Genomic DNA, 11,587 nt, shown 5'->3' with positions numbered 1-11,587 from the left:
CCGGGAGCGGCGCGAAGATGACATGTCGGGGAGACGGCCAACCCAGGTAAGGTCGCTCTCGACGGGTACGGCAGGCGCCGACGCTCCGCGTCGACACCGGTCGGCCGGTTCCTTCGAAGGCAGAGCGGGAAGCCACATGCCCAGCAGCGCGGGTCCATCGATCGACACGATCACCGAGGGAGGACGGGTGACCCAGGTCGGCGAGGGTCAGGAGGCGGAGGAGAGCGCTCCGCACGTCATGGCCTTCGGTGCTCCCACGGCCGGTGAGATCCTCGCCGAGCGTTACGAGTTGGTCGAGCACATCAACAACGACAGCGCGGGTCGGCTGGTCTGGCGGGGCGTCGACGTCATCCTGCGCCGTCCCGTCGCGGTCGTGCTCCGCTACCCGGGTGGCGACTCCGCCACCGAGATGCTCCAGGGCGCCGTCGCGGCCAGCCGGGTCATCCACCCCAACCTGGTCGGGGTCTACGACGCGATCGACGAGGCCGAGCGGGCGTACGTGGTGCGCGAGTGGGTCGACGGGCAGTCCCTGCGCGAGATGGTCACCGACGGGCCGCTGGACCCGGCCCGCGCCACCACCATCGGCAACGCCGTCGCCAGCGCCCTCGCCGCCGTCCACGCCACCGACATGGTGCACGGCAACGTCCACCCCGGCACGGTCATGATCAGTGACGACGGCCGGGTGGTGCTGGCCGACGCGCGTACCGACGGCGACGACAGCCCGCAGAGCGACGTCCGCGCGATCGGCGGGATCCTCTACTTCGCCCTGACCGGGCACTGGCCGCACGCCGAGGCTCCGCTGCGCGGCGCCACCGCCGGCCACGGCCGGGCCGCCATTCCCGACGCCGTCCGCGACGCCGAGGGCAGGATCGCCGCTCCCCGGCAGGTCCGGGCGGGCGTGCCGGCATACCTCGACGACCTCACCATGGACCTGCTCGACGCCGAGATCGCGCCGCCCTCGTCGGACGTGCTCGCCGCCGAGCTGGCCCGGCTGGACGTGCCGGCCGACGAGCAGTTCCTCGACAACACCGGCCCGCTGCGCTTCTCGGCCGACACCGGCGACGAGCCCTCCCCGCTGGCGGTGGCCGGCGGTCGCAAGGTCGCCATCGGCATCGCCGGCCTGCTGGCGGTGGCCCTGGTCGGCCTGTTGATCGGCATCAGCACCCTGCGTGGCGGCGACGAGAGCCCGCGGACCAACCCGGTCGCCGCGCCCTCGTCCAACGCGCCGGCCGACGAGGCGACCCGGGCCGCCACCGAGGTCCGGGAGCTGAAGATCAGCGATGCGCGGATCATCGACCCCGACGGCGACCGGGAGGAACTCCGCAACGCCGAGCGGGTGTACGACGGCGACGAGGACAAGGGCTGGGAGACCCAGACCTACAAAGGACACGCCGACTTCGGCAACGTGAAGAGGGGCATGGGGGTCTGGATCGACCTGGGCGGTGAGCACACCGTCAAGTCGGTGCAGGTTCTCCTCTCCGCCCGCGGCGCCTCCGCCGAGCTGCTCACCGGCACCGTCAACCCCCCGTCATCCAAGGCCGGCGACGCGACGCTCTTCACGGATTACAGCAAGTCCCGCATCGGGCAGCCGTTCGAGGAGCACGACGGCACCAAGATGACCTTCAACGGCTTCGACGCCGACAAGAAATACCGCTACCTGCTGTTCTGGATCACCGAGCTGCCGCCGAGCGAGCGCGGCTTCAAGGTCGGCGTCCAGGAGATCACGGTCCAGGGGTCGTGAGCCGGCCGCCACGCCCCGGGCGCCCCATCCGCCGGACGTGGTGATGGGCGTAGGCGGGGAACGGACGACCGGTGGACCGGTGGGCGGAGCGAGCGGCCCACCGGTCGCGTCGTCGGCGCCGCCGGAGGGTGCGACGGACCTCGAACTCCTGCACGCCCACGTGGCCGGTGACCGGGACGCCTTCACCGAGCTCTTCCACCGGCACCGCGACCGGCTCTGGGCGGTGGCGCTGCGTACGCTCGGCGACCGCGAGGAGGCCGCCGACGCCCTCCAGGACGCGCTGCTGTCCGCGCACCGCGCGGCCGGCCGGTTCCGGGGCGACTCGGCCGTCACCACCTGGCTGCACCGGATCGTCGTGAACGCCTGCCTGGACCGGATCCGCCGCCGGCAGGCGCATCCCACGGTGCCGCTGCCGGACGGGGTCCGCGACGGCGACTCGCACTCCGCCACCGGGGGCGTGGAGCCGGCGGCACCCGTCCAGGACCACGACACGGCGCTGGTGGTCCGTCAGGCCCTCGCCGCGCTGCCGACCGAGCAGCGGGCGGCGCTGATCCTGGTGGACGTGCAGGGCTACCCGGTGGCCGAGGTGGCCAGGATCCTCGGCGTCGCCGAGGGCACGGTCAAGAGCCGGTGCGCGCGGGGGCGGGCGCGCCTGGCGACGCAGCTCGGGCACCTGCGGCCCGGACCGGCATCGCCGCGGCAGGAGGCGCCCCACCGGCGGAAGCCGCCGCAGGCGCAGGAGCCGTCGGGGCCCGCCCCGGCGGCGGGTCCGGACGTGCCGGCCGTCACCCGGGGGAACCCGGGGACGCCCGAGGGCGTCCGATCGGGGTCGGGACGGTCCCGGCGGGATGCCCACCAGGAGGACTCGTGACGGCCGGGGGGTTCGGAGAGGTCGACCACGACCTGCTCGCCGACTACGTCGGCGGGGCGCTGGACGGCACCCCGGAGGAGGCGCGCGTCGCCCGGCTGGTCGACGAGGACGAGACCTGGGCGGCGGCGTACGCGCTGCTGGCTCCCGCCGTGGCGGGCGTCCGGGCCGACCTGGCCGCGTGGGCCGAACCCGCGCCGCAGATGCCCGCCGACGTCACCGACCGGCTCGTCGCGGCCCTGGCCAACGCCTCCCTGCCCGACCCGGGCCCGCTCGACTCGGACCCACTCCACCCCGGGCCGGAACGCCCGGATCCACGTCACTCCGAGCCGGTCCACGCCGGGTCGGGTGGCGGGGACGCACTGCCGGCCGACGAACCGGGAGCGGGCAGGCCGGGCGGGATGGTGCCGGCGCAGCCGCTCGGCGGCTCCGGTCGACGTCCTGCCGGCGTACCCCGGTCGGAGCCCGGCCGGGGCGGGACCACCGGGCCGGGCCGACGGCGCCGCCGCTGGTCCCGGGTGGCCGGCCCGGTCGCGCTCGTGGTCTCGATCGCGGCGGTCGGGCTGGGCGTCAACCAGTTCACCAGGGAGCAGCGGGCGGACGGCGGCGCCGCGGACACGGCCTTGTCGCGGCCGGCGAACCCCGAGGCCGCCGGCCCCGCCGCCACGGCGTTCCGGGCCGGCGAGCCGACGGTGCGCAGCGGGACGGACTACACGCCGCAGTCCCTGGCCGACCTGTCGCCGACGAAGAGGTCGGGGCTGTTCACCCCCGGCTCGCAGCCCGGCGTCCAGGGGGAGGGCGGGCGGCTGCCCGGCGACGCGACCGGCCTCGGCCGGCTCACGGAGCCAGCCGCGCTGAGCGCCTGCATCCGCGAGATCGGCGCCGAGCACGGCAACGGGCCGCTGGTGGTCGAGGTTGTCGACTACGCCCGGTTCCAGGGTCGACCGGCGCTGGTCGTCCGGTTCACCGACGCCGGCGGCGCCCACTGGGCCTGGGTGAGCGGACCGGAATGCGGCGTGCCCGGATCCGGCTCGGACAGCCGCTACCGCACGCGGGTAGGGTGAATTCGCGGCCACCGGGCGTTTGACCGTCCACGTGACCTGACCCACCGGATGACCGGCTCGGGAATCCCCGGTTCGTACGATGACGTTCTGCACATCAGGCTGCCGGCACTCGCGAGAGGCGTCGGCATCGGATCGGCATCGGTGCGCGCGCCGATGGCGAACAACACAATCGGGAGACGGCAGTGGACGAGGTCCGCAACCTGATCATCATCGGCTCCGGGCCGGCCGGTTACACGGCGGCGGTCTATGCGGCGCGCGCCAACCTCAAGCCGCTCATCATCGAGGGCGTGCAGTCCGGTGGCGCGCTCATGACCACGACCGAGGTCGAGAACTTCCCCGGTTTCGCCGACGGCATCCTCGGCCCCGAACTGATGGACAACATGCGCAAGCAGGCCGAGCGGTTCGGCGCGGAGTTCCTCACCGACGACGTGACGCGGGTCGAGCTGAAGGACACCGGCAGCCTGGGCTCCGACGCGGTCAGCACCGTCTGGGTGGGTCAGACCGCCTACCGGGCCAGGGCCGTCATCCTCGCCACCGGTTCGGCGTGGCGTCCGCTGGGCGTCCCCGGCGAGCAGGAATACCTGGGCCACGGCGTCTCGTCCTGCGCGACCTGTGACGGCTTCTTCTTCCGCAACCAGCACATCGTGGTCGTCGGCGGCGGCGACTCGGCGATGGAGGAGGCCAGCTTCCTGACCCGGTTCGCCGAGTCGGTCACCATCATCCACCGCCGGGACTCCTTCCGCGCCAGCAAGATCATGGCTCAGCGGGCGCTGGGCAACGACAAGATCAAGGTCGAGTGGAACACCGTGGTCGAGGAGATCCTCGGCGAGGACGGCAAGGTCTCGGGCGTACGGGTGCGCAACACGCACACCGGCGAGTCCAAGGTCCTCGACGTCACCGGGGTCTTCGTAGCCATCGGCCACGACCCGCGCAGCGAACTCTTCCGGGATCAGGTGGAGCTGGACGACGAGGGTTACGTGAAGGTCCAGGCGCCGAGCACCCGGACCAGCGTGCCCGGTGTCTTCGCCGCCGGCGACCTGGTGGACCACACCTACCGGCAGGCCATCACCGCCGCCGGCACGGGCTGCGCCGCCGCGCTGGACGCCGAGCGCTTCATCGCCACGCTGCAGGGCTGAGCAACCGAAACACATTCCGGAGGAGGGTCATAGTGGGAGCAACGAAGTCGGTCACGGACGCGAGTTTCGCCGCCGATGTGCTGAAGTCCGACAAGCCGGTTCTGGTGGATTTCTGGGCCGAGTGGTGCGGGCCGTGCCGCAAGGTGTCGCCGCTGCTGGAGGAGATCGCGGGCGAGATGGGTGACCAGGTCACCATCGTCAAGCTCAACATCGACGAGAACCCGGAGACCGCCCGCACCTACCGGGTGATGTCGGTCCCGACCCTCACCGTGTTCAAGAACGGCGAGCCGGTGCAGTCGATCGCCGGCGCCAAGCCGAAGGGCGAGCTGGTCAGGCTCATCGAGTCGGCGCTCTGAGCAGCACGTTCGCACGTCGACCCCGTGCCCGGTCCGCCGGGTGCGGGGTCGACGTCTTTTTCCCGGCGCGCCGCACCTGGGGCCCCGGGAGCGCATAACCTCAACCCCAGGGCCGCCCGGCCAGCCAGCGTCCGTGCAGAGGGGGTCGTGCGTGCGTCCGATCCGACCCGGTGACCGTGGACCCGCGGTGGCGGAGATCCGTACGGTGCTGACCGGCCTCGAACTGCTCCCGCCGGCGGCACCGGACGCCGACGAGTTCGACGCCCACACCGAACGGGCCGTGCGGGCCTTCCAGCAGTCCCGAGGGCTCAGCGTGGACGGCCGGGTCGGTGCGGAGACGTGGCGGGCCCTGGACGCCGCCCGCTGGCGGCTCGGTGCCCGCACCCTCTACCACGCGGTCCCCGATCCGCTCACCGGCGAGGACGTCCGGTCGCTCCAGGAACGGCTGCTGGAGATGGGGTACGACGTGGGGCGCGCGGACGCCATCTACGGCGTACGGACCTCCCGGGCGGTCGCCCAGTTCCAGCGCGAGGTCGGGCTGACGCCCGACGGCTCGTGCGGGCCGCACACCATGAACGCGCTGCGCCGGCTCGGGCGCAAGGTCGTCGGCGGGCGGCCGCAGTGGCTGCGCGAGTCCGACGCCATCCGGCAGTCCGGCCCGGCACTGGTGGGACGGACCGTGGTCGTCGACCCCGGCCACGGGGGCACCGACCCGGGCGTGGTGGTGCCGGACGGGCGGCTGCGGTGGACTGAGGCGGACCTGGTGCACGACCTGGCCAGCCGGCTGGAGGGCCGGCTCGCCGCCTCCGGCGTCCGGGTGCAGCTCACCCGTGGGCCGGCGCCGGAGTCCTGCCTGCCGGACATCGACCGGGCGGGGCTGGCCAACTCGCTCGGGGCCGACGTGTTCATCTCGCTGCACCTCGACGGGCACGCGAACCCGGCGGCCGAGGGCGTCGCGACCTACCACTACGGCACCGACAACGGGGTCACCTCGGCCACCGGTGAGCGGCTCGCCGGGCTCGTGCAGCGGGAGATCGTCGCGCGCACCGGGCTACGCGACTGCCGTACGCACGCCAAGGCGTGGGACCTGCTGCGGCTGACCCGGATGCCGGCCGTACGCGTCGAGGTGGGCTACCTCACCTCACCCGACGACCGGGCCCGGCTGGTCGACCCCAGGTTCCGGGACCGGGTGGCCGAGGCCATCGTGGCCGCGGTGCAGCGGATGTACTTCCCGATCGAGCGGGACGTGCCGACCGGCTCGATCGACGTGAGCGAACTGCGGGCCGTGGTGGCCGCCGGCACGGTCGTGGACTGAACAACGGCCGGGACGGCGTCCCCCGTGATCAGCCGGTGGTGGACCGGGTGGCCGGGGCCGGGCGGACGGGGCGGAGCAGCGTCTCGGGGCTCATCGAGCCGAGCAGCTTCTCCAGCGCGTACTCGACGTCGGACTTCCAGCTCAACGCCGTGCGCAGCTCCAGCCGGAGCCGGGGGAAGCGCGGGTGCGGGCGGACCGTCTTGAAGCCCACGGAGAGGAAGAAGTCGGCCGGCGCGACGCAGGTACCGGCGGGGTCGGCCGCGTCACCGAACTTGGCGTCGCCGAACGCCTCGATCGCCTTGATCCCGCGCTTGGTGAGATCCCGGGCGACCCCCTGGACGAGCATCCGGCCCAGCCCCCCACCGGCGAAGGCGGGCACCACGTTGGCCGTCATCAGCAGCGCCGCGTCGGCCGACACCGGGGAGGTGGGGAACGCCATCGAGCGGGGCACGTAGGCCGGCGGGGCGTACAGGACGAAGCCGGCGGGCATGCCGTCGACGTAGACGAGCTTGCCGCAGGAGCCCCACTCCAGCAGCGTCTGGGAGACCCAGGCCTCCTTCTCCAGCCCCGGGTCGCCCGCGGCGCAGGCGCGGTCCGCCGAGACCGGATCAAGCTCCCAGTAGACGCACTGCCGGCACGGGCGGGGCAGATCCTCCAGGGTGTCGAGGGTCAAGCTGACCAGACGTCGCGACATTGGCGCATCCCCACATTAGGCTCGGGAGTGAGACCGGCACGGAACGACAACGCCGCCTTCCTGCCCCCGACGAGCGATCGTACGCGGATTGCGGACGCCACGGGAGAGGACGCGCGAAGGTCCACCTCCGGGGGGCCCACGGACGGTCCGCGATGTGGACGCCGGTCACGTCCTGGCGGCCTTCCGGGTAGGGGCGACTAGGATCGACACCCGGCGTCCCGCGTCGCCATGGTCGCCGGTGTCCCGGGTACGCCGGGGCGGGAGCCACCCGAGCAGCCATCGAGGTGATGTCATGACCGGCACGACGCTCGACGACTACACCGACCGGTACGCCCGCCGTGTGCGGGGCATGACCGCCTCGGAGATCCGCGCGCTCTTCGCGGTGGCCAGCCGGCCGGAGGTGGTTTCGCTCGCCGGCGGCGCCCCCTACATTGCCGCGCTGCCGCTCGACGCGGTCGGTGAGATGCTCGGCCGGCTCGGCGCCGAGCACGGCGCCACCACCCTCCAGTACGGCATCGGCCAGGGCACCCTGGAGCTGCGCGAGCGGATCTGCGAGGTGATGACGCTCTCCGGCATCGACGCCGCCTGCGGGGCCTCCCCGGAGGACGTGGTGGTCACCGTCGGCGGGCAGCAGGCGCTCGACCTGGTGGCCCGGCTCTTCCTCGACCCGGGTGACGTGGTGCTCGCCGAGGGCCCGACCTACGTCGGCGCGCTCGGGGTGTTCCAGGCCGCCCAGGCGCAGGTGGTGCACGTGCCGATGGACGACGACGGGCTGATCCCGGAGGCGCTGGAGACGGCCATCGCCGAGCAGGCGCGGGCCGGCCGGCGGGTGAAGTTCCTCTACACCATCCCTACCTACCAGAACCCGACCGGCGTGACGCTCACCGACCAGCGGCGGGAGCGGGTGCTCGACATCTGCGAGCGCGCCGGCCTGCTGGTGGTCGAGGACGACCCGTACGGCCAGCTGGGCTTCGAGGGGGAGGCGCCGGCTCCGCTGCGCGCGCGTCGGCGCGACGGGGTCTTCTACCTCAGCACCTTCTCCAAGACCTTCGCCCCGGGGCTGCGGGTGGGGTGGATCCTCGCGCCGCACGCAGTCCGCGACAAGCTGGTCATCGCCAGCGAGGCGCAGATCCTCTGCCCGAGCGGCTACGCGCAGGCCGCCGTCTCCACCTACCTCGGCACGATGCCCTGGCGCGAGCAGCTCAAGGTCTACCGCGAGGTCTACCGGGAGCGGCGCGACGCGATGCTCGCCGCGCTGGAGGATCTGATGCCGTCGGGCACCACCTGGACGACGCCGGGCGGTGGCCTCTTCGTCTGGGCGACCCTGCCCGACGGCCTCGATTCGAAGGCGATGATGCCGCGGGCCATCGCCGCGCGGGTGGCGTACGTGCCGGGCACCGGCTTCTACGCCGACGGCACGGGCAGCGGCAACATGCGGCTGAACTTCTCCTTCCCGCCGCCGGAGCGCATCCGCGAGGGCGTGCGCCGGCTGGCCGGCGTGATGGAGCAGGACATCGCCATGCGGCGGGTGTTCGGCACCGTCGGCCGCCCCGGTGCACGGCGCGGCCGGGCCGGTTCGGACGCGCCGGGTCCCGACTTGGCATGATTCCGGCATGGCTCCCACCGCTGCCGACCGTTCCGTCGTGACCGACTCCGCCGTCACCGCCGACCTGCGGGTGCTGGTGCTCGCCGGCGGTCTCTCCTACGAACGTGACGTCTCGCTCCGGTCCGGCCGCCGGGTGCTCGACGCGCTGCGCGCCGTCGGCATGGACGCCGAGCTGCGCGACGCCGACGTGACCCTGCTGCCGGCCCTGACCGCCGACCCGCCGGACGCCGTCGTCATCGCCCTGCACGGCGCGACCGGGGAGGACGGCTCGCTGCGCGGTGTGCTCGACCTCTGCGGCGTCCCGTACGTGGGGTGCGACGCCCGCGCGTCCCGGCTCGCGTGGGACAAGCCGTCGGCCAAGGCGGTGCTCCGCGAGGCCGGCATCCCCACTCCGGACTGGGTCGCCCTCCCGCACGACCGCTTCTCGGAGCTGGGCGCGGTGGCGGTGCTGGACCGGATCGTCGACCGGCTGGGACTGCCGCTGATGGTGAAGCCCGCCCAGGGCGGTTCGGGGCTGGGCGCCGCCGTGGTCCGGGACGCCGCGTCCCTCCCGGCCGCCATGGTCGGCTGCTTCGCGTACGACCAGACGGCGCTGGTCGAGCGGTACGTGCCGGGCATGGACGTGGCGGTGTCCGTGGTCGACCTAGGCGAGGGGCCGCGCGCCCTGCCGGCGGTGGAGATCGTGCCCCGCAACGGCGTGTACGACTACGCCGCCCGCTACACCGCCGGCCGGACGACCTGGCACACGCCGGCGCGGTTGGAGCCGGAGGTGGCCGGCGCGGTCGCCGACGTCGCGCTCGCCGCCCACACCGCGCTCGGCCTGCGTGATCTCAGCCGCGTCGACCTGATCGTGGACTCGGCGGGGCAGCCGCACGTGCTGGAGGTCAACGTCTCGCCGGGAATGACCGAGACCTCGCTGCTGCCGCTCGCCGTGCAGGCCGCCGGTCTGGACTTCGGCAAGATGATCGGCACGCTGGTGGCACGCGCGGCGACGCGCCAGGATTGACCGACCGTTCCTCCGCCGCGGGCGGCCACCCGGATGCCGGGCCGGCCGCCCGCAGCGTGTCAGTCGTCGGACTGCCGGCCGTCCGGGGGGACGGCCTCGTCCGCCCGGCCCTCGTCGGTCCGGCCCTCGGACGGCGGCACGGGCGTCTCCTCGGCGGACTCGATCACCGACACCGCCTCGCCCTCCGGCGCGTCGTCGACGACCGTGGGCTGCCCGGCGAAGCTGGACGGCGCCTGCCACTGGATGCGCGACGGCTCGGCCAGGGGCCGACCCCCGAACTCCGCTAGCCAGGCGGCGACCAGGGCGAGATTCTCTCGCCACTGCGCCTCGGAGATCGGCGGCAGGATCGAATCCCACAGGGAGAGGAAGGTGCCGCGGAGCTGGAGCTGGCCGTAGGGCCGGGCGAGGAACCACATGTGCAGGTGCGCCGAGCCGTCACCCCAGCGGTTGACATGCACCCGGGCGACCCCGTCCAGCGATCGGATCGCCCGCTCCAGGCGTACGGTCATCACCCCCAGTTCGGCGGCGAGCAGGTTCGGCAGGTCACCGAGGTCCAGATGCGAACGGGATTCCAGGATCAGCACCATCGGCAGTCCGGTGGGGCGGTCCATGGCGCGTACCCGCCAGCGCTCGCCCACCCAGATGTAGGCGTCGTCGGGGGCGTTGCAGGCGGTGCATTCCCGGTGCCCCTCGCCCTTGCGGGGCGGTTCGACCGGGACCGGGTCATCGAGTCGCTTGACGCGAAGGTCGCCCTCGAAGGGAAAGGACGGCCACTGGGTGAAGTCCGGGACTGAGGGAGGGGTGTCGCGCACGACGCTGACACTAACCGCTTCCGGCACCGCTGTCCCTACCCGAGAGATCGGCCGGACGCTCCGTCCGAGACCACTTCCGGGCGACTGCCGATTCGGTTGTCCACAGATATCCACAGGGTGCTGAGAGGCCGAACACACGCCGTCATCCACAGGCCAGCACCGGCTTTCACGCGGCGTTTCACGTGAAACGGGGTGTGCCTGTGGATAACTGGTGTGGATAACTTTTCCGCCCCGTCGCCTGGTGGCCGAGGTCGCGGGGAGGTCGGTTTCACGTGAAACCACCAAGAGGTGACCTGCCGGCCGGCCCGCACCGCACCACCGGCGCGTTGGCACGGCCGCTCGGCTAGTCGCTGACGCCCACCCTCGATGCTCGGCCTCCCTCGATGCTCGGCCTCCCGCGATGCTCGGCCTCCCTCGATGCCACCGGAGCGCCACCCGCGCACCCCGCCCTACGGCCGCCGACCCCGGCATGACCGAGGACGGGCAACACCGGGGGCGGCATCGCTCGCCCACGCGATCGCCGCGCCAGGCGGCGACGGTCGACAGCTCCTCGAAGCATCCTCGCGCCCAGCGCAGCGCGCCGACCGAACCTCATGGCGGCGACCGGCTCCTCTTCGGCGGCCCGTGGTTCGCGACGGCTGGCGATCGGGCTCCCTACAGCCCGGCGGCCAAAATCCCGGAGTGTTCGCCAGGCAGGGCCGCAGGCACGGCAGATCGCGGATCGACTCATGTGTGAGAGCCACCAGTTGGGCGCTCCGCGACGGCCACGGCCCACGAGGGATGCTGCGTCGGCTCGCAGCCCTCCCGGCGGCGCGAGGGAGGCCCCGCAGGCCGGAAAGCGCCTCGCAGGCGTAACCGCGGCCCTCGCCGAGCCCGGCGAACAGCGGCGCAGACATCAAGAGGCATTGCGCGGCAGGGGCGTTGCGGGGCCCGGCCCGCACCTGCATGCCCCGGCCGCCCTGACGGGGGCCTGGCCGCGAGCGCACCGA

The 11,587-nt window shown here is 73.3% G+C and carries 10 protein-coding genes; 8 read left to right on the top strand and 2 right to left on the bottom strand.

Going from position 1 to position 11,587, the window contains the following annotated elements:
* Positions 1-136: 136 nt before the first annotated feature.
* The 6 genes from ACSNOB_RS13425 (at position 137) to ACSNOB_RS13400 (ending at position 6,480) form a co-directional block, all read left to right on the top strand.
* Complete coding sequence (locus ACSNOB_RS13425) at positions 137-1,741, top strand: protein kinase family protein (RefSeq protein ID WP_436686943.1); 1,605 nt, start codon at positions 137-139, stop codon at positions 1,739-1,741.
* A 43-nt stretch (positions 1,742-1,784) separates the two neighbouring features.
* Positions 1,785-2,612, top strand: coding sequence for an RNA polymerase sigma factor SigM (gene sigM / locus ACSNOB_RS13420; protein WP_436686953.1), 828 nt, complete (start codon positions 1,785-1,787; stop codon positions 2,610-2,612).
* Entirely contained in the window at positions 2,609-3,673 is a 1,065-nt protein-coding gene (locus ACSNOB_RS13415; RefSeq protein WP_436686942.1) for a hypothetical protein, read from the top strand. Before sigM ends, ACSNOB_RS13415 begins: the two co-directional genes overlap by 4 nt.
* Before the next feature lie 182 nt (positions 3,674-3,855).
* Positions 3,856-4,809 (top strand): thioredoxin-disulfide reductase, encoded by a 954-nt coding sequence (trxB, locus tag ACSNOB_RS13410; protein ID WP_393108324.1) that lies wholly within the window; start codon positions 3,856-3,858, stop codon positions 4,807-4,809.
* Between the two features lie 32 nt (positions 4,810-4,841).
* On the top strand, positions 4,842-5,165 hold the full coding sequence (trxA, locus tag ACSNOB_RS13405) for a thioredoxin (RefSeq protein WP_151452747.1): 324 nt from the start codon (positions 4,842-4,844) through the stop codon (positions 5,163-5,165).
* 151 nt (positions 5,166-5,316) lie between these two features.
* Complete coding sequence (locus ACSNOB_RS13400; RefSeq protein ID WP_393108321.1) at positions 5,317-6,480, top strand: N-acetylmuramoyl-L-alanine amidase; 1,164 nt, start codon at positions 5,317-5,319, stop codon at positions 6,478-6,480.
* Between the two features lie 28 nt (positions 6,481-6,508).
* Here the strand turns inward: ACSNOB_RS13400 and ACSNOB_RS13395 are convergent, their stop codons facing one another.
* Complete coding sequence (locus ACSNOB_RS13395; RefSeq protein ID WP_366641511.1) at positions 6,509-7,174, bottom strand: GNAT family N-acetyltransferase; 666 nt, start codon at positions 7,172-7,174, stop codon at positions 6,509-6,511.
* Positions 7,175-7,466: 292 nt separating this feature from the next.
* Between ACSNOB_RS13395 and ACSNOB_RS13390 the strand changes: the two genes are divergently transcribed.
* Together ACSNOB_RS13390 and ACSNOB_RS13385 are read left to right on the top strand one after the other, a co-directional pair.
* Positions 7,467-8,780, top strand: a complete 1,314-nt coding sequence (locus ACSNOB_RS13390) for a PLP-dependent aminotransferase family protein (protein ID WP_436686941.1) — start codon at positions 7,467-7,469, stop codon at positions 8,778-8,780.
* A gap of 7 nt (positions 8,781-8,787) precedes the next feature.
* On the top strand, positions 8,788-9,786 hold the full coding sequence (locus ACSNOB_RS13385) for a D-alanine--D-alanine ligase family protein (protein ID WP_393108315.1): 999 nt from the start codon (positions 8,788-8,790) through the stop codon (positions 9,784-9,786).
* 59 nt (positions 9,787-9,845) lie between these two features.
* On the opposite strand, the gene ACSNOB_RS13380 is transcribed toward ACSNOB_RS13385, so the two are convergent.
* Positions 9,846-10,598 carry a hypothetical protein gene (locus ACSNOB_RS13380; protein ID WP_436686940.1) on the bottom strand — a complete coding sequence of 251 codons (753 nt, stop codon included), beginning with the start codon at positions 10,596-10,598 and terminating at the stop codon, positions 9,846-9,848.
* Positions 10,599-11,587: the final 989 nt, after the last annotated feature.

Origin of the sequence: Micromonospora sp. URMC 106, from assembly GCF_051386395.1 — a bacterium.
Classification (GTDB): domain Bacteria; phylum Actinomycetota; class Actinomycetes; order Mycobacteriales; family Micromonosporaceae; genus Micromonospora.
This window is presented reverse-complemented; position numbering and strand designations above follow the sequence as displayed.

What these genes read in the sequence shown, in the direction of transcription:
- ACSNOB_RS13425 (WP_436686943.1), top strand. Translation starts at nt 137, where the DNA reads ATGCCCAGCAGCGCGGGTCCATCGATCGACACGATCACCGAGGGAGGA.
- sigM (WP_436686953.1), top strand. Translation starts at nt 1,785, where the DNA reads ATGGGCGTAGGCGGGGAACGGACGACCGGTGGACCGGTGGGCGGAGCG.
- ACSNOB_RS13395 (WP_366641511.1), bottom strand. Translation starts at nt 7,174, where the DNA reads ATGTCGCGACGTCTGGTCAGCTTGACCCTCGACACCCTGGAGGATCTG.
- ACSNOB_RS13390 (WP_436686941.1), top strand. Translation starts at nt 7,467, where the DNA reads ATGACCGGCACGACGCTCGACGACTACACCGACCGGTACGCCCGCCGT.
- ACSNOB_RS13385 (WP_393108315.1), top strand. Translation starts at nt 8,788, where the DNA reads ATGGCTCCCACCGCTGCCGACCGTTCCGTCGTGACCGACTCCGCCGTC.